Annotated in this window: 23 protein-coding genes; 13 read left to right on the forward strand and 10 right to left on the reverse strand. The window is 40.7% G+C overall.

What is annotated here, in order from left to right:
• Positions 1–202 precede the first annotated feature (202 nt).
• On the reverse strand, positions 203–997 hold the full coding sequence (locus tag B1201_RS03005) for a hypothetical protein (protein ID WP_078192270.1): 795 nt from the start codon (positions 995–997) through the stop codon (positions 203–205).
• 171 nt (positions 998–1,168) lie between these two features.
• Here B1201_RS03005 and metG point away from each other — a divergent pair, with 171 nt between their 5' ends.
• A complete protein-coding gene (metG, locus tag B1201_RS03010) occupies positions 1,169–3,226 on the forward strand; it encodes a methionine--tRNA ligase (RefSeq protein ID WP_078192271.1) in 2,058 nt (685 codons plus the stop codon).
• A 56-nt stretch (positions 3,227–3,282) separates the two neighbouring features.
• On the opposite strand, the gene B1201_RS03015 is transcribed toward metG, so the two are convergent.
• Together B1201_RS03015 and B1201_RS03025 are read right to left on the reverse strand one after the other, a co-directional pair.
• A complete protein-coding gene (locus B1201_RS03015; protein WP_078192272.1) occupies positions 3,283–4,047 on the reverse strand; it encodes a hypothetical protein in 765 nt (254 codons plus the stop codon).
• Positions 4,048–4,740: 693 nt separating this feature from the next.
• On the reverse strand, positions 4,741–5,364 hold the full coding sequence (locus B1201_RS03025) for a LysE family translocator (RefSeq protein ID WP_078192408.1): 624 nt from the start codon (positions 5,362–5,364) through the stop codon (positions 4,741–4,743).
• Positions 5,365–5,535: 171 nt separating this feature from the next.
• On the opposite strand from B1201_RS03025, the gene B1201_RS03030 reads away from it, so the two are divergent.
• Positions 5,536–5,994, forward strand: coding sequence for a DIP1984 family protein (locus B1201_RS03030; protein ID WP_078192273.1), 459 nt, complete (start codon positions 5,536–5,538; stop codon positions 5,992–5,994).
• Between the two features lie 238 nt (positions 5,995–6,232).
• On the opposite strand, the gene B1201_RS03035 is transcribed toward B1201_RS03030, so the two are convergent.
• Positions 6,233–6,436 carry an NF038215 family lipoprotein gene (locus B1201_RS03035; RefSeq protein WP_078192274.1) on the reverse strand — a complete coding sequence of 68 codons (204 nt, stop codon included), beginning with the start codon at positions 6,434–6,436 and terminating at the stop codon, positions 6,233–6,235.
• A gap of 306 nt (positions 6,437–6,742) precedes the next feature.
• Here B1201_RS03035 and B1201_RS03040 point away from each other — a divergent pair, with 306 nt between their 5' ends.
• The 5 genes from B1201_RS03040 to B1201_RS03060 all read left to right on the forward strand — a co-directional run bounded on the left by B1201_RS03040 (position 6,743) and on the right by B1201_RS03060 (position 12,382).
• Positions 6,743–7,291, forward strand: coding sequence for a TetR/AcrR family transcriptional regulator (locus tag B1201_RS03040; protein ID WP_078192275.1), 549 nt, complete (start codon positions 6,743–6,745; stop codon positions 7,289–7,291).
• A 6-nt stretch (positions 7,292–7,297) separates the two neighbouring features.
• The gene (locus tag B1201_RS03045) at positions 7,298–8,947 is read left to right on the forward strand and encodes an MFS transporter (protein WP_078192276.1); all 1,650 of its coding nucleotides are present in this window, start codon (positions 7,298–7,300) and stop codon (positions 8,945–8,947) included.
• A 62-nt stretch (positions 8,948–9,009) separates the two neighbouring features.
• Positions 9,010–10,128: an HlyD family secretion protein gene (locus B1201_RS03050; RefSeq protein WP_078192277.1), complete on the forward strand. Its 1,119-nt coding sequence runs from the start codon at positions 9,010–9,012 to the stop codon at positions 10,126–10,128.
• A gap of 130 nt (positions 10,129–10,258) precedes the next feature.
• On the forward strand, positions 10,259–11,149 hold the full coding sequence (locus B1201_RS03055; RefSeq protein ID WP_078192278.1) for a 1-aminocyclopropane-1-carboxylate deaminase/D-cysteine desulfhydrase: 891 nt from the start codon (positions 10,259–10,261) through the stop codon (positions 11,147–11,149).
• A 33-nt stretch (positions 11,150–11,182) separates the two neighbouring features.
• The gene (locus B1201_RS03060; RefSeq protein WP_078192279.1) at positions 11,183–12,382 is read left to right on the forward strand and encodes an NAD(P)/FAD-dependent oxidoreductase; all 1,200 of its coding nucleotides are present in this window, start codon (positions 11,183–11,185) and stop codon (positions 12,380–12,382) included.
• A gap of 451 nt (positions 12,383–12,833) precedes the next feature.
• Here the strand turns inward: B1201_RS03060 and B1201_RS16925 are convergent, their stop codons facing one another.
• The 4 genes from B1201_RS16925 to B1201_RS03075 form a co-directional block, all read right to left on the reverse strand.
• Positions 12,834–12,995, reverse strand: coding sequence for a hypothetical protein (locus B1201_RS16925; RefSeq protein WP_162689753.1), 162 nt, complete (start codon positions 12,993–12,995; stop codon positions 12,834–12,836).
• Positions 12,996–13,119: 124 nt separating this feature from the next.
• Positions 13,120–13,302 (reverse strand): hypothetical protein, encoded by a 183-nt coding sequence (locus B1201_RS03065; protein WP_078192280.1) that lies wholly within the window; start codon positions 13,300–13,302, stop codon positions 13,120–13,122.
• Positions 13,303–13,371: 69 nt separating this feature from the next.
• Positions 13,372–15,150, reverse strand: coding sequence for a mechanosensitive ion channel (locus tag B1201_RS03070; RefSeq protein ID WP_078192281.1), 1,779 nt, complete (start codon positions 15,148–15,150; stop codon positions 13,372–13,374).
• Positions 15,151–15,434: 284 nt separating this feature from the next.
• Positions 15,435–15,713, reverse strand: coding sequence for a hypothetical protein (locus B1201_RS03075; RefSeq protein WP_078192282.1), 279 nt, complete (start codon positions 15,711–15,713; stop codon positions 15,435–15,437).
• Between the two features lie 348 nt (positions 15,714–16,061).
• Between B1201_RS03075 and B1201_RS03080 the strand changes: the two genes are divergently transcribed.
• The 5 genes from B1201_RS03080 (at position 16,062) to B1201_RS03100 (ending at position 20,006) form a co-directional block, all read left to right on the forward strand.
• On the forward strand, positions 16,062–16,484 hold the full coding sequence (locus B1201_RS03080) for a hypothetical protein (RefSeq protein ID WP_078192409.1): 423 nt from the start codon (positions 16,062–16,064) through the stop codon (positions 16,482–16,484).
• A gap of 337 nt (positions 16,485–16,821) precedes the next feature.
• A complete protein-coding gene (locus B1201_RS03085; protein ID WP_078192283.1) occupies positions 16,822–17,769 on the forward strand; it encodes a transporter substrate-binding domain-containing protein in 948 nt (315 codons plus the stop codon).
• A gap of 70 nt (positions 17,770–17,839) precedes the next feature.
• A complete protein-coding gene (locus tag B1201_RS03090; protein WP_078192284.1) occupies positions 17,840–18,583 on the forward strand; it encodes an amino acid ABC transporter permease in 744 nt (247 codons plus the stop codon).
• Positions 18,583–19,266, forward strand: a complete 684-nt coding sequence (locus B1201_RS03095) for an ABC transporter permease subunit (RefSeq protein WP_078191088.1) — start codon at positions 18,583–18,585, stop codon at positions 19,264–19,266. The genes B1201_RS03090 and B1201_RS03095 overlap by 1 nt, the downstream gene beginning before the upstream one ends.
• A complete protein-coding gene (locus B1201_RS03100; protein WP_078191089.1) occupies positions 19,263–20,006 on the forward strand; it encodes an amino acid ABC transporter ATP-binding protein in 744 nt (247 codons plus the stop codon). Before B1201_RS03095 ends, B1201_RS03100 begins: the two co-directional genes overlap by 4 nt.
• A 411-nt stretch (positions 20,007–20,417) precedes the next feature.
• On the opposite strand, the gene B1201_RS03105 is transcribed toward B1201_RS03100, so the two are convergent.
• Positions 20,418–21,179: a ferredoxin--NADP reductase gene (locus B1201_RS03105; protein WP_078192285.1), complete on the reverse strand. Its 762-nt coding sequence runs from the start codon at positions 21,177–21,179 to the stop codon at positions 20,418–20,420.
• Between the two features lie 85 nt (positions 21,180–21,264).
• On the opposite strand from B1201_RS03105, the gene gigC reads away from it, so the two are divergent.
• Entirely contained in the window at positions 21,265–22,149 is an 885-nt protein-coding gene (gene gigC / locus B1201_RS03110) for a LysR family transcriptional regulator GigC (RefSeq protein ID WP_078192286.1), read from the forward strand.
• 28 nt (positions 22,150–22,177) lie between these two features.
• Here the strand turns inward: gigC and B1201_RS03115 are convergent, their stop codons facing one another.
• The gene (locus B1201_RS03115) at positions 22,178–22,930 is read right to left on the reverse strand and encodes a cold shock domain-containing protein (protein ID WP_078192287.1); all 753 of its coding nucleotides are present in this window, start codon (positions 22,928–22,930) and stop codon (positions 22,178–22,180) included.
• Between the last annotated feature and the right edge of the window lie 107 nt (positions 22,931–23,037).

The following is a 23,037-nucleotide window of genomic DNA, read 5'->3' on the forward strand; positions in this document are numbered from 1 at the left end:
TTAGAAACAATTGAGCTACATGACGTTGCATTTATGCTTTTTGGCATAAGGTTAGGAGTTAAAATTGATCCGAGTTTAAATGTATTAAATCATTGAAAAATATAAAGGCTATTTTTATTGTATTGATATTCATCAATCTAAATTAAGCAAAAGGAATAACGGTAAAGCCCCTAATGACGCACTTTACCGCTACATAAAAAGATTATTTGCTGACCGTGCTCATAAAGCTTACTGCGGAAAACAGCCAAATAAACAGGATGAAACTCCGTCCCTGATTAAAATGCGCGACGTCGGTCCCATGCAAAATATTATGGCGGGTCATGGCTACAGTAGAGCTGCTATCCATTTGATAGGCTGCCAATTCGGCAAAATACGGATTCAACTCATTAGCAATTTTAGATTTGTGCCACAGGCTTTTAATTTCGCTGCCTTTAAGCCCCGGTACAATTTTATAGACATCGACAAACTTGGTACCGCTCTGCTTTAAAAAGCCCGTTTGAATCAGTACATCAGTTAAAATGCCTTCTAACTGTGCATACAAGACAGGGATACAACCGGCATGGAAATTCAGCTTATACAGTTTAAAAGCTTCAAGTAGAACCAAACGACGTTGCGCTTTATTTTCACCAATCTCTAAGGCATCAAAGGCTTTCAACATTTCTGTCTGAAAAAACTCGGTGTTAATCGCATCGAGTAAATGAAACTGTTTTTGATCTTCATGTTGATGAAGCAGTTGCCAAAAATACAATAAATTTAAAGCATCATTCGCTACTTTCATTTCTATAGGCTGATCTAGTTCATCGGCCAAAATATCGAAATAAGGCTCATCTTGTGCCAAATGACGCAGGGTTTGAATCAGTAAAGCATGCTCATCTGCAGAAATCTGTTCTAAATATTGCTGCGCATCTTTAATAATGTGATGCCCCAATTTATGACGCTGTTCATTTTGAGGAATACGAGTGATTGGCTGATCGTCTTCATAGTCATCTTCATACATGGGCTTGTTACTCTTAGGCATCACAGTTATGCCCTATTATCACTGTAATTGTGTCAGCAATATAGATTTTTTTACTTTTGCAAAGATTTCACCTATTCCCTTGTGCAAGTACTGGCTATCTCATGTAAAATTACAGCCCATTGCATAAATACGAATGAGAGAGTCATATCCGTGCGTAATATTTTAGTTACTAACGCCCTTCCATACGCGAATGGCCCAATTCATATGGGTCATTTACTCGGTTATATCCAAGCTGATATTTGGGTTCGTGCCATGCGTGCAATGGGTCATAACGTGACTTATGTATGTGCGGATGATGCTCACGGCACAGCGATTATGCTACGTGCGGAAGCCAATGGTATTTCGCCTGAACAGCAAATTGCCAATGTGCAAAAAGAACATGAACGTGACTTTGCTGGCTTTAGAGTTGACTTTGACCATTACGACTCAACTAATAGCCCTGAAAACCAAGCACGCGCTTCAGAGATTTACATTAAGAACCGTGAAGCGGACAACATTGCTGTACGCCCTGTGACGCAATTGTTTGACCCTGAAAAAGCAATGTTCTTGTCGGATCGTTTCATTAAAGGTACATGCCCGAAATGTAAAGCGGAAGACCAATACGGCGACTCATGTGAAGTGTGTGGTACAACATACAACGCAACTGAATTACTCAATCCAAAATCGACTTTGAGCGGTGCGACACCTGTAGAAAAATCTTCAGATCACTACTTCTTTAAACTGCCGAACTTTGGTGAATACCTGCAAAAATGGACACGTGACGAAGGTCGTCTGCCTGTGTCAATTGCCAACAAACTGGATGAATGGTTTGAAGCTGGTCTTTCTGACTGGGATATTTCACGTGATGCGCCTTATTTCGGTTTTGAAATTCCTGATGCGCCAAACAAATACTTCTACGTTTGGGTTGATGCGCCAATCGGCTATATGTCGAGCTTTGAAAACTACATCAAGACTAAACGTCCTGACCTAAGCTTTGACGACTACTGGAAAAAAGATTCTAAAAATGAAGTCTATCACTTCATTGGTAAAGACATCGTTTACTTCCACGCGTTGTTCTGGCCTGCAATGCTTGAAGGTGCAAACTACCGCACCCCAACAAGCTTATTCGTCAACGGTTTCTTGACTGTAAATGGTCAGAAGATGTCTAAATCTCGCGGTACGTTCATTAAAGCGGAAACATACTTAGAGCATTTAAACCCTGAATATTTACGTTACTACTTTGCATCTAAGCTTTCTGACAAAGTTGAAGATTCTGACTTGAACCTTGATGATTTCGTTCAGAAAGTAAACTCTGACTTAGTGGGTAAAGTGGTCAACATTGCAAGTCGTTGTGCGAAATTCATCAATACTAAGTTTGATAACAAACTTTCTGCAACGTGTGCAGAGCCTGAATTGGTACAAAGCTTTATTGATGCAGGCGCTTCAATCGCTGCTCAATATGAAGCACGTGAGTTCTCTGCAGCCATCCGTGAAATCATGGCGCTTGCGGACAAAGCCAACCAATATATCGACGAGAAAAAGCCTTGGGCTTTAGCGAAAATTGAAGGTGAAGAACAACAAGTTCACGACGTATGTTCTGTTGGTATTAACCTATTCCGTCAATTGGCTGTTTACCTTGCACCAGTACTTCCTACCTTGGCAGCAGAAGTTCAAAGCTTCTTAAAATTAGAATCTTTCGACTTTGCGTCTGGTAAAACTATTTTGGTGGATCATGAAATTGCTCAATTCCAACCATTGATGCAGCGTGTAGATCCAAAAGCTGTTGCTGCTATGGTTGATGCGTCTAAAGACTCTTTAGCTGCACCTGCGGAAGCACCAAAAGCTGAGAAGAAAAAAGAGAAGAAAGCTGAAAAGAAACCTGAGCCTAAAGTCGGCGAAGCTGAAATTATCGGTATCGAAGACTTTATGAAAGTTGACTTGCGTGTGGCTGAAGTTCTTGAAGCTGCTCACGTCGAAGGTTCGGATAAACTGCTTCAATTGACTTTAAATGTTGGTGAAGCTGAACCGCGTAACGTATTTAGCGGTATCCGTGAGTTCTACCAACCTGAAGACCTTAAAGGCAAATTGGTGGTCATGGTAGCTAACCTTGCACCGCGTAAGATGCGTTTTGGTATTTCTAACGGTATGGTTTTAGCTGCGGGTAATGGCGATGGTGTTTGGGTGATTTCACCTGAAACTGGTGCTAAAGCTGGTGATAAAGTGTCTTAACTTTTAAGATTAAGATAAGAAAAAGCCTCTACGTTGTAGGGGCTTTTTTATAAATATTATTTCTTCAAGATTGGATCACAAAGCATAGGCACAAAGCTATAGTTATCATCTTTTTTAGTCACAAGTATAATTTCATCACTTGAAACTGCTATTACTTTACTATCTTTTGGAGTGATGCATCTTGAAAACTTCTTTGCTTCAAAAGCATAAATATATGATTGGGCCATTTCAGAAATAAAGTTTGAATATTTATCTTTATATTTATCTCCAAAGGTAAATAAAAGCATAAAGATAAAAGGATATATTAAAAATCTAGCTGCACAGCTCCATCCAGAATAGCTTTCTTTTAAATCATCTCTTTCTTTAGCCCAAATTACGTACATCATATAAAATTGACTTAGAAATATAAGAAGTAGAAATACGATGAATGTAACTAAAATAAAAACTATAGGAATTATCATTATAGCCACAAAACTCGTGACTCTATTCAATCCATTAGATTCATATCCGACAATGTGATTAACAAGTTGATCTGCAAAACCATATGTAATGTTTGTTAATAATGCATATATAGCAACAAGAATAACTTTACCTAATATTGTTCCCCATGCTTTATGATAACAGTATAAAAAGTCAGATGTTATACCTCCAGCCCAACATACACTTAGAAGAAACAAACTAATTTTGAAAAAATCATTCGTTGGCATCAGATACCAAAAAAATGTATTTAAAGCTAACATACACCCTATCAAATAGAATTTTTGACTTCTATTTAACTGCTGAAATATTCCCTCAATTTTTTGTTGCACCTGAATTAACATTATTCGACACCTTAATATTTTTATTAATTTATTGTAATTGTACGAAGAATAATTTGAATGCACTTTAGGTAAGAACACGTCTTAATACGTCGTTCTATAACTAAACTGAGCCTCACTTACTCAATTTAATTAACTAAAAACAAAACTACTCTTATTTTAGTAAATTTTTATTATCAACGTACTCCTTTTTATAGAACTAAAGTTATTTTAAAAAACTTAAAGATACTTAATCAAATGCCTTGCGACATGGATTTCGCCCATTCGTTAGGAGCACACGGAAGTAACCTCTTACGAACAAAGGGGTTTTGTTACTTTTGCCCTGACAAAAGTAAAGCAAATGTACCTAAATATCAGAACACCCTCACCCCAACCCTCTGCCATAGGGAGAGGGAGTCTTCATTACAAAATCAAAGCATTGATTAAAACATCAAACCACTTCAATCATCATTTTCATCAGCCGTATGCTTAAACACATCATACGCTTTTTCAAACTCAGCAAATTTAAAATGATGTGTTGCCAATTTTTCTAAAGGCAATTTTCCATTACAGCAACTCTTTAACAACATACTTTTGGTATTGGCAACTAATAAACCTGTGGTTAAGTGATAAATACCATTCTCGCTTTAAAATTTTGAGTACGTTCTCATCGACATAAAAAAGCCTTCATCAATGAAGGCCCTTTATCTATTATTTTTACTTCATCCCAAAAATCAACTTTAAACCCAGCACTGTCATCACTGCCCCAGCTGCCCGATCAAAACCCGCTTTAAACTTCAAATAGACTTTACGTGGTTTTTCTGCTGACAAAGCCACAGCGACCAATGAGCACCACCCTGCATCGATAAAGAAACACAAAACTGGCAGTACAAAGTAAAAATAAGTCGGAATGTCTTTCGGTAAAAGTGCCGTAAAAATACTGGCTAACACAATTGCAATTTTCGGATTCGACAACTGGGTAATTAAACCAGTGGTAAAGGCACGACGGAGTGACATTTGCGAGCTGCTGGCATCACCAGCTTCAATCGGTTCTTTGGCATGTTTTATAATTTTAAATGCCATCCAAAGCAGGTATAAACCACCACAAATTTTCAAGGCCAAATATGCAGAAGGTACAGCCAATAAAAATGCCTGCAAACCCAATACCGCTAAAAGCCCAAATATTGCAGCGCCCAATCCTGTACCAAGTGCAGTAAATAAACCGTGTTTACGTGAAATCGCAATGGAATTCTTCGCCACATAAATTGACGTTGGCCCCGGGCTCATTGCACCAAGTAATAGTGCTGCCGCAATCGAGCCTAATATCCAAAATGATTCCACTGTCACACCGTTTTCACTTAAATTCGTGGCAATTTTACAGACAGAATCTCTGAATTTCTCCCTATAATTTGCAGTGTTTATTTTAATTGACCAAATTTTTCACTATAAATAACTTGAATACCGCATTAATCCATCGCATGATCGCTAAAAGTACAAATTAATATCAAGACAATGAAATTAGCCGAAGCCCTACTTTTACGCAGTGACTTACAAACTAAATTGGCCTCGCTGCAACAACGAATCAATAACAACGTGCTCATTCAAGAAGGTGATGCACCTAGCGAAAAACCGAATGCTTTAATTCAAGAAGCATTTGCCGTAAATACAGAACTTTATGGCTTAATTGAAAAGATTCACGCCACCAACGCACAGGCTAAAACCAGTTCAGGACGCTGCATGCTTTCAGTGCTCAATGAACGTGATTTATTGACCCAACAGCATCGTATCTTGCAACAAGCGATTGACAGCTCACGCCGTGAAAATGGTCGTTATAGCTCGAGTGAAATCCGTTGGATTAAAACCATTGCAGTGGCAGATTTACAGAAACAGGCCGATAGCATTAGTCAGCAACTTAGACAAAATAACTTAGAAATTCAGGCATCCAATTGGCAAATAGACCTGATAGATTGACCTGATTTAAGCATTTGAACCACGGTTCATTCCAGTTCGGGCATACTGGGCGAGTACAGAGCCTTTTTAAATGTTTGTAAGGCTTTAATCCAACAAACTAAACTGCAGAAGTAAGACGTCTACTTCAAAATGTTCACACATCTGACGTAGCACACTGCATCTGTGACTCTTTACATGTCACGTCTCACTACCGTGTACTGACAGTATGTCCACCCTAATTTTTTTACGGATCTATCTGCTAATCGTCATCTGCAGCGGCTTCATTGAGCGCAACATCGTCACGCGGTAATTTATAGTCATGGTCATTTACAGGGACACCGCCAATGATCATGGTGCGATGTTCATTTTGAGGACGATGCAATTCGTCTGTCGTATCACAGCCAACCATCCAAAAACTGCACAGGCACAGCATAGGCAGCACAGCCCGACTTAATTTGCGCATTGGACGCCCTCCATTTTTATAATTATCTTGTTTATAAATTCAGCATAGCATTTTTGTGCAGATATTCACCTTATTTATCTGCCGATTTAGGGTCAATTGTCAGTAATTATGTCTCGACGGTCTTTCCAATGCGGATGCAGATTGATGCCGATAGAAAAATATTTCCTTTTAAAAATAAATAATTGATTCATTTTATTTAACTACATAGAAGACAAGTTACAAAACTGCTATCGAATACGATTTTACTTCGGACACTTTTGTCCGTTTAATATCTAGATAAATTTAAAATGATGCTGTCAAAGAATAATGTCCACACGTCAACAACTCGCTGCACAAAATCGTGAAATCCTTTTAGAAGCTGCGATTGAGGTATTCCGTATTCACGGAATCAATGCGCCTCTACAACTCATCATGGATCAGGCTCAAGTTGGACGTGCGACGTTTTATCGTAATTTTAATGACCGTCGTGAGTTGGTACTCGCCTTAATGCAAGCTGCCTTGAACCGACTTGAACAGCGTGCGCTTAATTATGCACAGTTCGATGATGGATTTATTCGCCTCATTCAAGACCATATTTATAATATTCCCTATCTCACGGCTTTAATGGAATATTGGCGTGTGATCGATCGGAATGATCCCGCCATGGTTGAAATATACCAACGACGTGATGCCATATTGCAACCGATGATTGATCAGGCCATTCAAAATGGTCGCTGCCGAGCAGACTTTAAACCGGCGGACTATGCCATGGTCACCTCTATTTTGCGGGCAGCTTTGCAAGGCCATACCGAAGCAGATCAGGAAAAACTCGCCAAACGTGCCGTGGAATTTTTACTACATGGTATTTGCGGGTAATACGTCATGTCCAAATCTCCACGTTTATTGGAACCTGCTCCGGATTGGACACCCGAAGAAAAACCGACTTTGCCCGGCTCTCCGGCTGCCATTGCACATCCCACCTATAAGCGATTTTTATACTTCTTTATCGGTTTATTTGTTGCGATCTCGGGGAGTTTAAGTAATGGATTTATCACGGCAAATTTACCCCTTCTACAAGGTGAATATGGTTTAACGCCTTCAGAAGCGGCATGGATTCCTGCGGCATTTGTTATGGCAAATGTCAGCTCTAACCTGATCTTATTTAAAGCCCGTCAACAATATGGACTTAGGCTATTTTCAGAAATTGGTTTGGTTTTATTTATCGCGGTGATGGTGCTGCATTTATTCGTCCATACCTATGAAATGGCAATTTTTGCACGGGTGATTAGCGGCTTACTTGCAGCTCCACTCAGTTCGCTTGGGATGTATTACATCATGCAAGCGTTTAAACGTGCTCATTTTGGTCGTGGGCTTTATCTAGCTTTGGGCTTTCAGCAGTTGGGGATTCCGCTGGCCTGGATCATGTCGCCTTATCTGGTCGATGTCAACGATTGGTCTATTTTTTACACCTTTGAATTAGGACTTGCCTTATGTTGTTTGGCGATGGTGGTCTCTCTAAAACTGCCACGAAGCCTACGTATCGAAGTGTTTGAAAAGCAAGATTTATTCACCTTTGCATTATTAGCACCCGGCTTTGCTTTGCTATGTATCGTGCTAACTCAAGGCCCGATTCTTTGGTGGTTTGAGGCTGAATGGTTGGCCTATTTACTCATCGCCGCTTTGATTCTTTTAGTTGTCGGCCTGACCTATGAACATTTTCGGGTCAATCCCCTGATTGTCACACGCTGGCTCGGAACATCGTCTACCGTGAGTTTTATTATCGGTGCCTTTGCCATTCGCTTCCTCATGTCAGAACAAAGCTATGCAGCCGTGAATTTTTTGAAAACCATGGGCATGGGACCCGACCAATTTGTTTCCTTTTATACCGTCGTGCTGATCGGGATTGTCTTAGGAACAGTGTTTAGTGCCCTGACCTTTTCCAAAGAAAAAATTGTGCTTCATCTGCTCGGTGCAGCAGGTCTCGTGCTCTTTGCCTGTGCACTGGATTATCACCTGACCAGTGATGTTCGACCGCATGATTTTTATTGGAGTCAGTTTTTGGTGGGCTTTGCCAGTGGCATGTTTATTGGCCCACTTTTGCTTACAGGCATTGTCAGTGCTTTACAAAAAGGCCCATCGCACATGGTGACGTTTATCGTGCTGTTTTCTGCAACGCAAACCTTTGGGGGATTGGTCGGATCATCGTTCTTTTCGACCTATCAGCAAATGCGTACCCAAACCTATCAGGCACAGATTTATAATGATTTATCGCAAACCTCACCTATAGTGGAACAGCGCCTACAACAATTGGCGCAAAGTGCGCATCAATATTCTTTAGACCCTAATTTAGATCAACAACAAGCCATACGTAGCCTTAATCAAACCATCACTCGAGAAGCCCAAGTTCGAGCCTATAACGATGTGATTTTTTTAAATGGCATATTCGCCGTTTTATTGTTGCTTTGGGGTTTATTGCTGATGGGCAAAAATAAATATCAATTACGCCAACAGCAACGCACGGATAGTAGTTAAAATTTTCCCGACTTAAACAACATAAGCAACCGCCAAATGACCTAATCGATATTGAGAACAACATGACCGAAGACCATAAACCCACTGAGCAAGCAGCACCGCAGCAACCACAAACAGCAACCGCTATGCCTGCGCCATCGAGCAAGATTATTTCTACGCCGCAGCATACCCTGATTTTCATGTTGATCATCCTCTTGTTGGGAATTGCGCTGATCTTATGGGCGTGGCGGATTGGTCCATTTCATAACAGTATCGAGTCGACTGAAAATAGCTATGTCAAAGGCAAAACCACGGTGCTTTCATCACAAATTAATGGTTATGTGAAAGATGTTTTGGTGACGGATTTTGATCATGTGAAAAAAGGTCAAGTGCTTATGCATATCGATGCAACGACCTATGATCAAAAAGTCACACAGGCTGAATCTGGGGTGGAACAAGCACAGAACTCACTTGCCAATCAAAGCCAGGCCATTGAACAACGCAGAGCAGATATTACGGCAGCCGAAGCGAAAGTGGACCAATCACGTGCGGCCTATGAATTAGCTCTTGCACAAATGACGCGCTACCAACAACTCGGCAATACTGGCGCTGCATCGAAATCAGAACAAGATAAAGCGATTGCAGACGCTAAAAATAGTTTGGCCCAACTTCATCAAGCAGAAGCCAATTTACTAGTTGCCAAAGAATCATTCAAAACTGCACAAGTTGCAGCGACAGGGCTTAAAGCGCAAGTGAATAGTGCCAAAGCACAATTTGATCAGGCAGTGACCACTAAAGACTACAGCACGATTGTGGCACCTATGGATGGTCAACTTGGCGAAGTCAGCCCGCGTATTGGTCAATATGTTGCGGCAGGCTCTCAACTGATGTATTTAATTCCACAGCAGCGCTGGGTGACAGCTAACTTTAAAGAAACGCAAATTGCAGATATGCATATTGGTCAAAAAGCTTGGTTCAGCGTCGATGGCATGAAACATCAAAAATTTTACGGCAAAGTTGAGCAAATCTCCCCTGCGGCTGGTTCTGAATTTAGTGTATTGAAACCTGACAATGCCACAGGAAATTTCACTAAAGTCGTGCAACGCATCGCCGTGAAAATTGCAATTGATCCCAATCAACAAGGTTTGGAAAACTTAAGACCCGGTATGTCTGTCGTCACCTCCGTTGATGTTGCTAGTTAGCAGATATCGACAGTGAAGTGCTATAAGCAGAGTTGAACTGACCAAGATGCAAAGGATTTTATCTTCTGCACCTCCCGTTTTACAATGCCTACCTATTTGAACTCTAACCACCAAGATAACGATTACCAACATGTTTGAATCTATCGCCCACGCCATTCCTGAGCAGACTATTCAATATCAAGGGGTTGATTTGTGTATTAAGCGTTTGGACTTGGTACACCCACAAATATCAGGCAATAAATTTTATAAACTCAAATATAATTTTATTGAGGCGCAGAAATTAGGGTTTAAACAGGTGCTTAGCTTTGGTGGTGCTTATTCAAATCACATTGCAGCCACAGCATATGCTGCACATTTATTTGGATTCGGTAGTCTAGGCATCATTCGTGGAGAAGAATTACAACATCAATCCCGAAATCCTACTTTAGCCACCGCCCAACAGTTTGGTATGCAGCTCAGTTTTGTCACACGCCAACAGTATCGGGAAATGAAACAAGTTGACGCTTTAGCGCAATTACGACAGAAATATCCCGAACATTATGTCATTCCTGAAGGTGGAACCAATGCGTTGGCTATCCGTGGCTGTACAGAAATCTTAAGCCATGAAAATCAACAAAATTTTGATCTCATCTGCTGTGCAGTCGGCACAGGTGGAACCATAACAGGCTTGATTGAAGCCAGTGCTGAACATCAACATGTACTTGGTTTTTCAGCGCTCAAAGGCAATTTTCTTTGCGACGATGTTGCTCAGTTGACGCAGAAAACCAATTGGAACATCAGTGATGAATTTTGCTGTGGCGGCTATGCCAAAACAACGCCGGAACTTTTACAGTTTATGCATGACTTTGAACATCGCTATGCGATCCCATTAGAACAGGTTTATACGGCTAAAATGCTGCGAGGTATTTTCTGCATGATTGAGCGGGGTCAAATTACAAGCCATCAACGTGTTTTAGTGATTCATACTGGTGGCCTACAAGGTCGCCTGAAAGGTTCAACCGAAGCGCTAAAAAGCGTATAATCCTGCGTCCTTTCTTCCACGCGGAAACTTACCATGTCGCAAAATCAATATGATGTCCTTGTTTTAGGTGCTGGTGCATCAGGCTTAATGACGGCATATAAAGCGGCGCAGCGTGGACGCAAAGTTTTGGTGGTTGAAAAAGCCAATAAAGTTGGCAAAAAGATCCTGATGTCTGGTGGTGGTAAATGTAATTTCACCAATTTGTATGTCGAACCAGAAAATTATATTTCACATAATCCACACTTTGTTATTTCGGCATTAACTCGCTATACCAACTGGGACTTCATTGGTATGGTCTGCGAATATGGCATTGAGTACGAAGAGCGCAAACATGGGCAGTTATTTACCCAAAATGGTGCAAAAGAAATTCTCGCCATGCTATTGGCAGAATGTGACAAAACGGGTTTGGTGGATATTAAAACCAACTGTGAAGTAAAAGCAGTCAATGCCTTGCCTGAACAAGGCTTTCAAGTGGCAACCAATCTAGGCTATTTTGAAGCAGAATCGGTGGTTATTGCCAGTGGTGGTCTGTCCATTCCAACGTTAGGTGGTTCAGGAATTGGCTATGAGATTGCTAAACAATTTGGACATTCTGTCTACCCCACTCGTGCAGGCTTAGTACCCTTCACTTTCTCCGATAGTTTTAAAGAAGTAACCACTCGCTTGAGCGGCAATGCTGTTGAAGCGACGTTATCGAATGAGTTAAATAGTTTTACTGAGGCTTTACTCTTTACTCACCGTGGTTTAAGTGGCCCAAGCTCATTGCAGCTTTCAAACTACTGGGATGTCGGTCAACGTTTTAATATCAATTTCCTTCCAGCTTTAGATGTTTTAGATTTCCTCAAATCTAAGAAATCTAGTCAACCAAAAGTGTTACTGCGCACACTGTTCAATGAACACTTACCGAAAAGCGTGGTTGTGGAATTACAAAATCTGATTTGGCCTGAACAAGCTGAATTAGCCATTGGCAATATCAGTGATGAAAAACTAGAACTCATTGCAAGCCGTTTAGAAAGCTTTGAAGTGAAACCATCAGGCACTGAAGGTTATCGTACTGCTGAGGTTACACTCGGTGGTGTGGATACCACTGAAGTCTCATCAAAAACTATGGAAAGTAAAAAACAGAAAGGCTTGTACTTTATTGGTGAAGTGCTCGATGTAACGGGGCATTTAGGTGGATACAACTTCCAATGGGCATGGGCTTCTGCACATGCGGCTTCTGAATACGTCTGATCTCGACTTAGCGTTAATTAAGCACTAAAGTTACGACAGTAAGAGTAATATCACATTTATAAAAAAGATTTTTAGGTCTATTCGACGGAGTCTTACATCTAAGGATTGAATAAAAAATTAGCCTTCGGCTTGAGGTACTCTTACGAAGCACGCTTCTCATTAGGCAAAATGAGAAGCGAAGCTTCGCAAGGAAACCATCTTGCGGAGCAGTGCTCCTCACCGCAAAACTCGTTCACTATCTTCAAATGATTCGATGTATTGCAAAAACATTTTTGATTAAATGTAATCCTGTCTGAAACAATTGCGGATGACATTACCGCGTATCATTCTTTTATTTAAATCAAATAGGACTTCTGATGTCACGTAGAAACATCAGTTGATCATAATCCGCAGATGAACTCTGCATAAAAAAGGGCTGATTCATTCAGCCCTTTTTCTTACCCGATCTGATTTATTCAAGATAGTCGGTTTTAAATAATGATACCGACGACGTCGAAGTTCGTTGAATCGTCAAATCCATTTTTTCAACGGCAACTGAAATATGTTGTGGTTGCACGCTTGCGGTTTGTTTGAGTGTCGATACTAAAGTATTGAGCATTGAAATTACCCCCATTTTGCCATTCCTTTGCACGGATCATAAGTGTCATTCATGACAGCAATATGAATCCTAAGTTTTTATATTTTAAGTAATATTCCATATATCACTATTACTTAAAATACCAATTTTCGGGTAAATTTCAATCATTATTTTTGGACTGATTGGTATCATTATTTTCACTGTTTAGCGGTGATTGTTCTGTCTGCTCCAAATCAGTGCGTTTTGATTTTGCAAAAATAAAGCGTCGTGCACTCGCCAAAAAACCAACTGTGATCCCTGCAATAATCACTGGGGCTAAAAATTTATTCGGTGTTTTTGCCATACAAATATTCCTTATAAAGCATTAAAATCGACCACATAAACGTGGCCGATTTTTTAAAAACAGAATAGTTTAATTTGGATCATCTGGTTTTGGCGTGGTTAAAGGTGCCGAAGGTGCATCGACCTCTTTTTCAGCCTCGCCTGTCGATCCAAATGGATTATTTTGTGGTTGATCACTTGGGTTTACATCCAACTGATCTGGCGTCGCAGTTTCTTTTTCACTGACGCCGGGAGCAGCCTGTTGAATGTTTGGATAGCCATCGTCGGTTTTCACTTCAGAAGTCATCACAGATGTTGATGGCGTTGGACTCGCTGTAGACGATGTAGGTGTATTAAAGGTGGTTTTTGCCTTCGCCTGTTCCTGTACTGGATTCGGTTCGTTGGCTTCACGTTTTGCTTTATCAATAAGATCTGATAACAATCGTTCCGCCGGATTGCGACCACCTAAACCAAAGGCCAAAGCGAAAGCAACTGCAACCGCACCGAGAGTTAAACCAAAGGCCAAATTCACGATCGAGTCGGCAATACCCATGGCACGCAAGCCCATAGCTACAACCAAGCCCATAATCAGCACACGAACCAAATTACCTAACCAACGCGAACTGTTGTATTCCCCTCGTTGAACTACATTTGCCACAATATTGGCAAGCCAGAAACCCACCACCAAAATCACGGCACCAAGTAAAATACTTGCACCGAACTGGATAAACATGGCAATTAAGGCACTGATTTGCTCAAAGCCCAAACGATTAGCTGCTTCAGATACCGCAAACAGCATGGTGAAAAATACGATCAGGCAACCGACCACATCCGACACTTTGGTATTGCCCAAAAAGCGTTGAATGTCTAATTTTTCAGGTACAGCATCAACACCTGTACCCGAGATCACATCCACCACTAGACGTGCCACAAAGCGTGACACCACATAGGCCAAGATTAAGATTAAACCTGCGGCAATGATGTTCGGTATCGCATACATGATCTCATGTAACATGGCTGTTGCAGGCTGAGAAATCGCCTCGATACCAAGTGCTTCGAAAGCCACAATTAAAGCCGTGATAATAACTATAGCAAAGACAAAATTACCCAAAACTTGAGCAAGTTTTGCATTTTTAAACATGCCCACTTTTTCGACTTGCTGCTGTAGGCTTAAACTGTTCACCAAGCCTTCCACGATGCCTCGTACAATCTTCGCCAAGATATAACCCACAAAGACGATGACACCAGCAATAAAGATATTGGGAAGATAAGAAACAACTTCAGTGACCATATTTTGGATTGGGAACAATAGACCGTTCAAACCCAAGATCGATAAAACAATCGGTAGGAAAAGTAACAAAATCAGCCAATATACAATTTCACTGATATTTTGACTGATTGGGCTGACGCCAACCTCAGAACTGAGTTTTTCATCGAGTTGGGTTTTATCAAGCAGTTTCTTTGAACCGACTTTGACCAAACTCGCCACGATCCAGCCAATAAAACCTACAGCTACCGCAGCCAAAAGCTGTGGAATAAATAACAAGAACTGCTGAATCATATTACTGAATGGGCCGCTGACACTGGTCAAATTCAGCACATTGAGTGCACCAATGACGGCAATGATCAAAATAATCCAGAACACAACTCTGGAGACTATATTTTCAACATTGGAACGGTGCCCAGTTGCATTTGAAAGTTTTTGATTTGTACCTAATTTTTGCAAAACTTTTTTGACGCCAGCAGCAATCAATAAGGCAATGACCCAACCTATCAGGAGAATTGCTACTGCACTTAAAATGGGGTGAAACTGTTCCCAATAATACATGGCATCAAAACGGCCACGCGGACCACCCAGATAATCATTCATACGTTCGCCCTCATTGTTATACATGATCTGTTGTTATGTGCATTTTTACGTATGCCGCGATATCACACAGCATTAGTGCTTTGAACTTAAGCTTTCTTTTCCACCTTAGTTTTTGCGTATTTTTTAATCAACCAAAGTATGCATAACTCCAACAAAAGCTCACAATTGAATGTAAAAAAGCCTTGGGACAACCAAGGCTTTATTTATGTCACTCTGAAGAGATACTTAAGGTTCAGATCTTGCACTCATGTAACTCTGACTCATGTATTTATCATCAATTATTATCAACGATCTGTCGCAGTTGCAGTATTTGAATCATTAGCAACAGCTTCATCCCCCGGTGTACCGCTAGTCGTATCATTGGCTGTTGCAGTTTGTGCATTGGGTGCAGGATGATCAGGCGGTGCATCCGAAGCAGAAGGTTTCATATCTGCAAACATATAAAATAATAATGCGATTAAAAAGATACCCACTAAGATCAGTATGTACACAGGGATACGTTTTTTTTGTGTTGTTTCTTCCGTACTGGTGGTATGGGGTGGTTTATTAAAATCGTGTGTCATATTCCCCTCGCTATTTTGTTGTTCATAGTTGAATTTTTATACTAGCAATACAATATCCTGTATTGTGTGAAGAACAATTACAATCAGTGAAAACGTGTAACTTGAAAGATCAATTCAATTTATATCCGTTTTTCTGTTTAGATAATTCCCTTAATTTTATATTTAAAATCAATCGCTAAGGTATAAATATCGGACAATGAACTGAATACTACATTTCAATCGTATTCATTTTCAGAGTGATAAGTTTTTCGAAAATAACTGCTTTTTTGAGCCCGGTGGAATTATCTGCTTTTGATGAATGAAATGAGCTATAATCATCCACCTTATTTTTCACCTGTTATCAAATCTATGGCGTACCATCAACAAGGTGTAACGCTTGATCTTGACACTGACGTCACTCATCAATGTTCCCTTCATTACACTCGTGATCAGCATCTTATTGGCATTATTGAATTTAGTAAGCCGAGTTATGTGTTGAAATGGGGTGATTTGGAATATTTCCGCCGACGTACTGAAGAGTTTTCAGTGATGCCATTCCCTGAATGCATCAATGCGATGGTGATTGATATTCGAAATATTGCGGCTTTTTTAGATAATGAAGTGCCTATTATTCCTTGGCGCTTGCTCGAAGAAGAATGTCCGATTCGCTTAGTTGTTCCCCAAGATCGACTGGAGCATTATGCTGGCTTTTTTGAACCGACTTGGTTGACTGCTGACGTAGACACAGCGATTCAAGAAATTCGTGAATTTATGGATATGTTTGTGCATTAATACAGAGATTAAACTAAAGTTTAATCCCGAAAACCTCCATTTGGAGGTTTTTTTATGCCCTTTTATTTTAATTATTTATTTCACAATAAAATTAAATTATTTTATATTTAATAACTTATAGCAAACCTTCTTATAAAAAATGTTCATAACTTATCCCATTTCTTAGTAACAATTCGGCAATAAATTTTGCTTGAGCCTTGCTCGATTTATCACCTAAGATGTAGAAAATGATCTCTTTTTTATTGTTGAAACATTCTTAAAAACAAAGCAATAAAATCTAACGAGAAACAAGATCATAAAAAGTGGATATTAAATCAGGGTAAAAGGAGTTTTAACGATGACGTCAAAAAAACATTTAGCAACTTTGTTCTGTGCAAGTGCGCTCACTTTAGGGCTTAGCGCATGTAGTGACAATAAAGCACCTACAACGGATAAAGCTGCAGGAAGTGAAGCTGCTGTTTCTGACTCAGGGACTTTAGATAAGATCAAAAAATCCGGCACGATTGTATTAGGCTATCGCGATTCATCGATTCCATTTTCATATATCGCAGATAATCCAAACCAACCTGTAGGTTATGCACACGATCTCCAATTAAAAGTCGTTGAGGCGGTTAAAAAGCAATTAAATCTTCCCGATTTAAAAGTCCGTTATAACTTAGTGACCAGCCAAAACCGTATTCCATTGGTTTCTAATGGCACAGTCGACTTAGAGTGTGGTTCAACCACAAACAATAAAGAACGCCAACAACAAGTAGATTTCTCAACAGGTTTCTTTGAGGTCGGTTCACGCTTACTTACAGCAAAAGACTCTGGGATTAAAGATTTTGCTGACCTAAAAGGCAAAAAGTTAGTCACCACAGCAGGGACTACATCTGAGCGTTACATTCGTCAACATGAAAAAGAGTTAGGTATTGGTGAAGTCATTTCTGCCAAAGACCATGCTGAGTCTTTCCTCATGCTACAAAATGGTCGTGCAGCAGCATTTATGATGGATGATATTTTGCTGGCAGGTGAAAAATCGAAAGCCAAAGATCCTAATAAATGGGAAATCGTGGGTACAGCGCCGATTCATGAAATCTATGGTTGTATGCTGCGTAAAGGCGATACTGGCTTTAAACAAGTGGTTGATGATGCAATCAAAGCGACCTATAGCTCTGGTGAAATCAATGACATGTATAAAAAATGGTTCCAAACGCCAATTCCACCAAAAAATATCAATTTGAATTTCCCGATGTCTGATCAATTAAAAGCATTGATTAGTAATCCACATGACCGTGACGAATAACTTTCCCTAAACATTCTAAAGATGCTTAAGCCAAACGGATTTTGGCTTAAGCTCATTATAGGGAGTTCCTATGAATTATAGCTGGAATTGGGGTGTGCTGTTCCAATCTACAGGTGTAGGTGATTCGACCTACCTGAATTGGATTTTAATTGGGATCGGCTGGCTGTTTGTCATCGCTTTGGTGGCATGGAGCATTGCGATGGTGCTCGGCAGCATCTTGGGTATTATGCGTACCCTACCGAGTCCTGTAGCACGAGGTATTGGTACGGCCTACGTGACTATTTTCCGAAATGTACCCTTATTGATTCAACTATTTATATGGTTCTATGTTGTACCCAACTTCCTCCCTGCTGCGATTAAAAGCTGGTGGATGAATGACCTTGGGGCAAATACGACCGCCTTAATTTCCGCAAGTGTCGGCTTGGGTCTTTTTACAGCTGCACGGGTCTGTGAGCAAGTCAGGACTGGTATTGAAGCGCTTCCTTTGGGGCAAACCAATGCTGGTTATGCCATGGGATTTAGCACGACTCAACTTTATCGCTATGTGATCTTACCTCAGTCGTTCCGTACGATTTTGCCACCACTGAGCTCTGAGTTGACCAACTGTGTCAAAAACACCTCAGTTGCGTCTTTGGTCGGTGTTGCAGAAATCATTTCACAGATGAAAACCATCAGTGAATACACGCAAAACACTATCGAAATTTATACCTACGTCACCATTATTTTCATCGTGATCAACATCTGTTTAATTGGTTTAATGAATTTTCTGGAAAAACGCCTACGCGTTCCTGGCTTAATTGCAGGAGATAAATAATGGAATGGCTCAGTTCTTTTATTCAAGACCTTCAAGCGTCTGGCCCTGCGCTATGGCATGGTTTCAGCATCACACTCAAAGTGGTGATCACGGCAACCATTGGTGGTGTCTTTATTGGGACTTTATTGGCGTTGATGCGCCTGTCCTCGATTAAAGCTTTTAATATTTTTGCTAAAGGCTATGTGAACCTCTTTCGTTCTATTCCTTTGCTCTTGGTGTTGATGTGGTTCTACTTTGCAGTACCCTTTATCTACACAGGGATCACCGGTAACTATCTAACGATTGATACTGCCCTTGTGTCGAGTATCGTGGCCTTCATGTTATTTGAAGCGGCTTACTTTTCAGAGATTGTCCGTGCCGGGATCCAATCGATTCCTAAAGGTCAAACTTCTGCAGCTTATGCTCTCGGTATGAGCTATAGCCAAGCGATGCGCTTAATTATTTTGCCGCAATCCTTTCGCAAAATGACGCCACTGCTTTTACAGCAAACCATCATTCTGTTCCAAGATTCAACCATGGTTTATGCCATCGGACTGTTAGACTTTTTCCGCACCAACTATGTTCGAGGCGACCTCATGTCATTGTTAACTCAATACATTCTGTTTGCCGGTTTGGTGTATTTCACTATTAGTATGATCGCTACCTATGCAGTTAAAAAATTACAACGGAGGTTAAGTGTATGACCGATCAAAAAACGATGATTGACCTCCAAAATGTCAGTAAATGGTATAAAGATTTTCAAGTGCTTACCGATTGCACGACTCAAATTAAACAAGGTGAAGTGGTTGTAGTGTGTGGACCTTCAGGTTCAGGTAAATCAACGCTCATTAAAACCGTTAATGGACTTGAGCCTTTTCAGGCCGGTACGATTTTAGTCGACGGTATTTCCATTAATGACCCAAAAACCGATTTAAATAAATTGCGTAGTCGTGTCGGCATGGTGTTCCAGCACTTTGAATTGTTTCCACATTTATCCATTACCGAAAACCTGACCATTGCGCAGGTTAAAGTCTTGGGTCGATCAGAAGCCGAAGCCAAGAAAAAAGGTTTGGCTTATTTAGACCGTGTGGGTTTAAGTGCGCATGCCGCTAAATTCCCTGCACAGTTATCAGGTGGACAACAACAACGTGTTGCGATTGCACGTGCGCTCAGTATGGACCCGATTGCCATGCTGTTTGATGAACCGACTTCGGCACTTGATCCAGAGATGATTAACGAAGTGCTTGATGTGATGGTGGGTCTTGCCAAAGAAGGTATGACCATGATGTGTGTAACCCATGAGATGGGCTTCGCGCGTCAGGTTGCGGACCGTGTGATCTTTATGGATCAAGGAAAAATTGTGGAAGACTGCAGTAAAGATGATTTCTTTAATGCCCCTCGTGGTGAACGAGCGCAGCAGTTCTTAAATAAAATTCTGCATTAACAACAAAACGTTTATTTAACTGATGTTACGAAGTAACATCAGAAGCGTAATTTGATTCAAATAAAAGTACGATACGAGGTAACGTCATCCGCAAGTGTTTGAGATAGGACTTCTTCTAATCAAAAATATTTTTGCGATACTTTTGATAATTAGACACTAGTAAACGAGTTTTGCTGTGAGGAGCACTGCAGCGAAGCACGCTTCTCATTTTGCCTAATGAGAAGCGTGCTTCGTAAGAGTACCTATAGCCGAAGGCTAATTACTTTATTCATTCCCTTGATGTAAGACTCCGTCGAATTGGCTTAACAATCATTTTAAAAATGCAAAATTACTTTTGCATGCATAACATCAGTTATTTAATTTCCGAAAATAAAAAAGCTCATCCATCGATGAGCTTTTTTTCATGACAGATTACCAATAATTTTCTACAGCAATATTGCCTTCACCACGACGGTTCATGGTCAAACCACGCGCCTTTAAAGCCGCCTTGGTGTCATCAACCATTTGTGGATTACCACACAGCATGACATGCGTCGTATCAACATTAAACGCTAAGCCTGCCGCCTGTTCTAACTCGCCATTTTCAATTAAAACTGGTAAACGGTCATGCAGCGGTGCATTTGGATCACGTGTCACAATAGGAATAAATTTGAAGCCCGTATGCCCTTCACCAAAGGTCTCAGCGATTTCTTTTATCCGCTCTACATAAGCCAGTTCTGATACGGTGCGCACACTGTAGACTAGATTAATTTTTTCGTATTTAGACCACGTTTCAAAGTCTTGTAACATCGATAAAAATGGTGCCAAACCCGTTCCTGTCCCCAACAGCCATAAGTCCTTCGGCAATGGCAACTGATAACGCGCCAAGGTGAGGAAGCCATAAGGCACTTTTTCTAAATACAGCTCATCGCCCACTTGTAGATGCTGCAAATTTGAAGTAAACGCACCATCTGGAACGACGATAGAGAAAAACTCTAAAGTTTCATCAAAGGGTGATGACACCACAGAATAGGCACGAACCACCAATTCATCGCCCACTTTCAAGCCTATTCGTGCGAACTGACCAGCGGTGAATTTAAAATGCGCAGGGCGTGTCATGGTAAAACTGAACAAAGTATTGGTCCAACGGTGTACAGATAAAACCTTTTCTAAGCTAAATTTTTCAATTGACATGATTTGAACGTGGCGTGACAGACTGTGCTCATGTTAGCATGACAGCATAATTTATTAATATTTTTTAAATGTTAAGGCCTGATTCATGCGCATGACTTTACGCCAGTTGGCTGTTTTTGTAGCAGTCGCTCAAGAAGGTACCGTTACCAAAGCCAGTGATGCTGTCAAACTTACTCAAAGTGCAGCAAGTATGGCATTGGCAGACCTCGAAGATGGTCTCGGTGCTCCACTGTTTGACCGACTAGGTAAACGCTTGCAATTGAATGACTTGGGTCGTTTTTTATTGCCACAAGCTTTGGAAATTTTAGGGCGCTGTGAAGCTTTTGAACAAGCAGCAAAAGGCGAACTACAAAGTATTGATCTGCGTTTAGGTGCGACCCTAACTATCAGTGACTACTTGATGCCAGACCTCATGGCAGATTTCTTACAAATTCAGCCTCAAGCACATTTACAACTTCAAGTCGGCAATACCCGCCAAATGATTGAAGCGGTAAACCAATTTCAGTTGGATTTGGCCTTAATTGAAGGTTCATGCCATCTGCCACAGTTGCAATGTATTCACTGGCGTGACGATGAACTTGCCGTGTGCTGTTCACCAGAGCACCCTTTAGCGAAGTTGGATCGTGCACTCACTGCAGCTGACTTTGAGAATGTGGAATGGATCTTACGTGAAGAAGGTTCAGGCACACGTGAAGTATTTGACAACGCAATTTTAAAAGACCTGCCAGATGCCAATATACGTTTAACCTTGGGTCATAACGAAGCCATTCTAAAAATCGTGGCAGGTGGTCTTGGTATGTCATGTATTTCTAAACTTGCGATTGAGCCTTTACGTGAAAAAGGTCAATTGGTGGTTTTAGATACGCCGTTCTGGCAACTTGCCCGTCCATTATTTATGTTGGTACATCGTCAGAAATACCAAGGACCGGGTCTCAAAGCCTTTATGCAATTTTGTGAAAAATCTGTTTAAACTAAAAAGCGCCTAATGGCGCTTTTTTTTATTTATTAAATTGTCGTTCGCAAGGTATTCCGTCGTTGTTTCCGTCCATTTTTGTGCCTGGACAATGTTGAAGAAAATAGACCGCTTCTTCATAAGATTTCATCTGACTACAATGCGTACGCCCATCACAACTAAACTGTGCTTTCTCTGCCGCCCTTGGCGTATCACTTGAAGAAGGTGCCTGCGCAGCGTATTGAACAACAGACTGAGCCTGCGTTGAAGCTGTGCCGTATAGGTTTTTTTCACCTTGCTCAGACAGCACCCGATCGGGTAAATCCCCCTGAGCTTTACGTTGTTCTTTTACGATGTTTTCATTTTCTTGCATGAGCTGTTGTAAATGTAGCTGCTTCTGTTCTTGGTACTGCTGATATTTCCCATAGATTGCCACAGCTAATACTACAATTACAATGAGTCCAATCATGCTGAAGATTTTACTGCCCCAAACTGTGCCTTTGGCTGTATCGTGAGGAGTAGCTTGGTCATTCACTCGATCCGACCTTGATTCAAATGACGAATTTATCTGTTCATGAGTGGACTGCTCTTTTTTCAAATCTAAACGGATGATATTTACCGCTTTAAATTTACCTTGATCTGCTTCAATCCTGTATTTGAGATTTTCTCCAACACGTGGTTCGATGTGTCGGCTAGGAAAATCACGAATATGAAAAAATAAATCCTGTGCTTGATCTTGTTGTATAAATCCAAAGCCGCGCTCAACGTTATAGCTTTTGATTTTCCCCTCTTTAAACATAAAAATTGTCTCTCATCTTTTCTTTTAATACTCTTATGATAATAAAAAAAGAGGCCCTATAGACCTCTTTTTCAATTTCAAAGATTTCCATGAAATCTTACAATCAC

This window comes from Acinetobacter sp. ANC 5600 (assembly GCF_002018395.1).
Taxonomy (GTDB): Bacteria; Pseudomonadota; Gammaproteobacteria; order Pseudomonadales; family Moraxellaceae; genus Acinetobacter; species Acinetobacter amyesii.

What these genes read in the sequence shown, in the direction of transcription:
- B1201_RS03005 (WP_078192270.1), bottom strand. Translation starts at nt 997, where the DNA reads ATGTATGAAGATGACTATGAAGACGATCAGCCAATCACTCGTATTCCT.
- B1201_RS03015 (WP_078192272.1), bottom strand. Translation starts at nt 4,047, where the DNA reads ATGTTAATTCAGGTGCAACAAAAAATTGAGGGAATATTTCAGCAGTTA.
- B1201_RS03030 (WP_078192273.1), top strand. Translation starts at nt 5,536, where the DNA reads ATGAAATTAGCCGAAGCCCTACTTTTACGCAGTGACTTACAAACTAAA.
- B1201_RS03035 (WP_078192274.1), bottom strand. Translation starts at nt 6,436, where the DNA reads ATGCGCAAATTAAGTCGGGCTGTGCTGCCTATGCTGTGCCTGTGCAGT.
- B1201_RS03040 (WP_078192275.1), top strand. Translation starts at nt 6,743, where the DNA reads ATGTCCACACGTCAACAACTCGCTGCACAAAATCGTGAAATCCTTTTA.
- B1201_RS03045 (WP_078192276.1), top strand. Translation starts at nt 7,298, where the DNA reads ATGTCCAAATCTCCACGTTTATTGGAACCTGCTCCGGATTGGACACCC.
- B1201_RS03050 (WP_078192277.1), top strand. Translation starts at nt 9,010, where the DNA reads ATGACCGAAGACCATAAACCCACTGAGCAAGCAGCACCGCAGCAACCA.
- B1201_RS03055 (WP_078192278.1), top strand. Translation starts at nt 10,259, where the DNA reads ATGTTTGAATCTATCGCCCACGCCATTCCTGAGCAGACTATTCAATAT.
- B1201_RS03060 (WP_078192279.1), top strand. Translation starts at nt 11,183, where the DNA reads ATGTCGCAAAATCAATATGATGTCCTTGTTTTAGGTGCTGGTGCATCA.
- B1201_RS16925 (WP_162689753.1), bottom strand. Translation starts at nt 12,995, where the DNA reads ATGGGGGTAATTTCAATGCTCAATACTTTAGTATCGACACTCAAACAA.
- B1201_RS03065 (WP_078192280.1), bottom strand. Translation starts at nt 13,302, where the DNA reads ATGGCAAAAACACCGAATAAATTTTTAGCCCCAGTGATTATTGCAGGG.
- B1201_RS03070 (WP_078192281.1), bottom strand. Translation starts at nt 15,150, where the DNA reads ATGAATGATTATCTGGGTGGTCCGCGTGGCCGTTTTGATGCCATGTAT.
- B1201_RS03075 (WP_078192282.1), bottom strand. Translation starts at nt 15,713, where the DNA reads ATGACACACGATTTTAATAAACCACCCCATACCACCAGTACGGAAGAA.
- B1201_RS03080 (WP_078192409.1), top strand. Translation starts at nt 16,062, where the DNA reads ATGGCGTACCATCAACAAGGTGTAACGCTTGATCTTGACACTGACGTC.
- B1201_RS03085 (WP_078192283.1), top strand. Translation starts at nt 16,822, where the DNA reads ATGACGTCAAAAAAACATTTAGCAACTTTGTTCTGTGCAAGTGCGCTC.
- B1201_RS03090 (WP_078192284.1), top strand. Translation starts at nt 17,840, where the DNA reads ATGAATTATAGCTGGAATTGGGGTGTGCTGTTCCAATCTACAGGTGTA.
- B1201_RS03095 (WP_078191088.1), top strand. Translation starts at nt 18,583, where the DNA reads ATGGAATGGCTCAGTTCTTTTATTCAAGACCTTCAAGCGTCTGGCCCT.
- B1201_RS03100 (WP_078191089.1), top strand. Translation starts at nt 19,263, where the DNA reads ATGACCGATCAAAAAACGATGATTGACCTCCAAAATGTCAGTAAATGG.
- B1201_RS03105 (WP_078192285.1), bottom strand. Translation starts at nt 21,179, where the DNA reads ATGTCAATTGAAAAATTTAGCTTAGAAAAGGTTTTATCTGTACACCGT.
- gigC (WP_078192286.1), top strand. Translation starts at nt 21,265, where the DNA reads ATGCGCATGACTTTACGCCAGTTGGCTGTTTTTGTAGCAGTCGCTCAA.
- B1201_RS03115 (WP_078192287.1), bottom strand. Translation starts at nt 22,930, where the DNA reads ATGTTTAAAGAGGGGAAAATCAAAAGCTATAACGTTGAGCGCGGCTTT.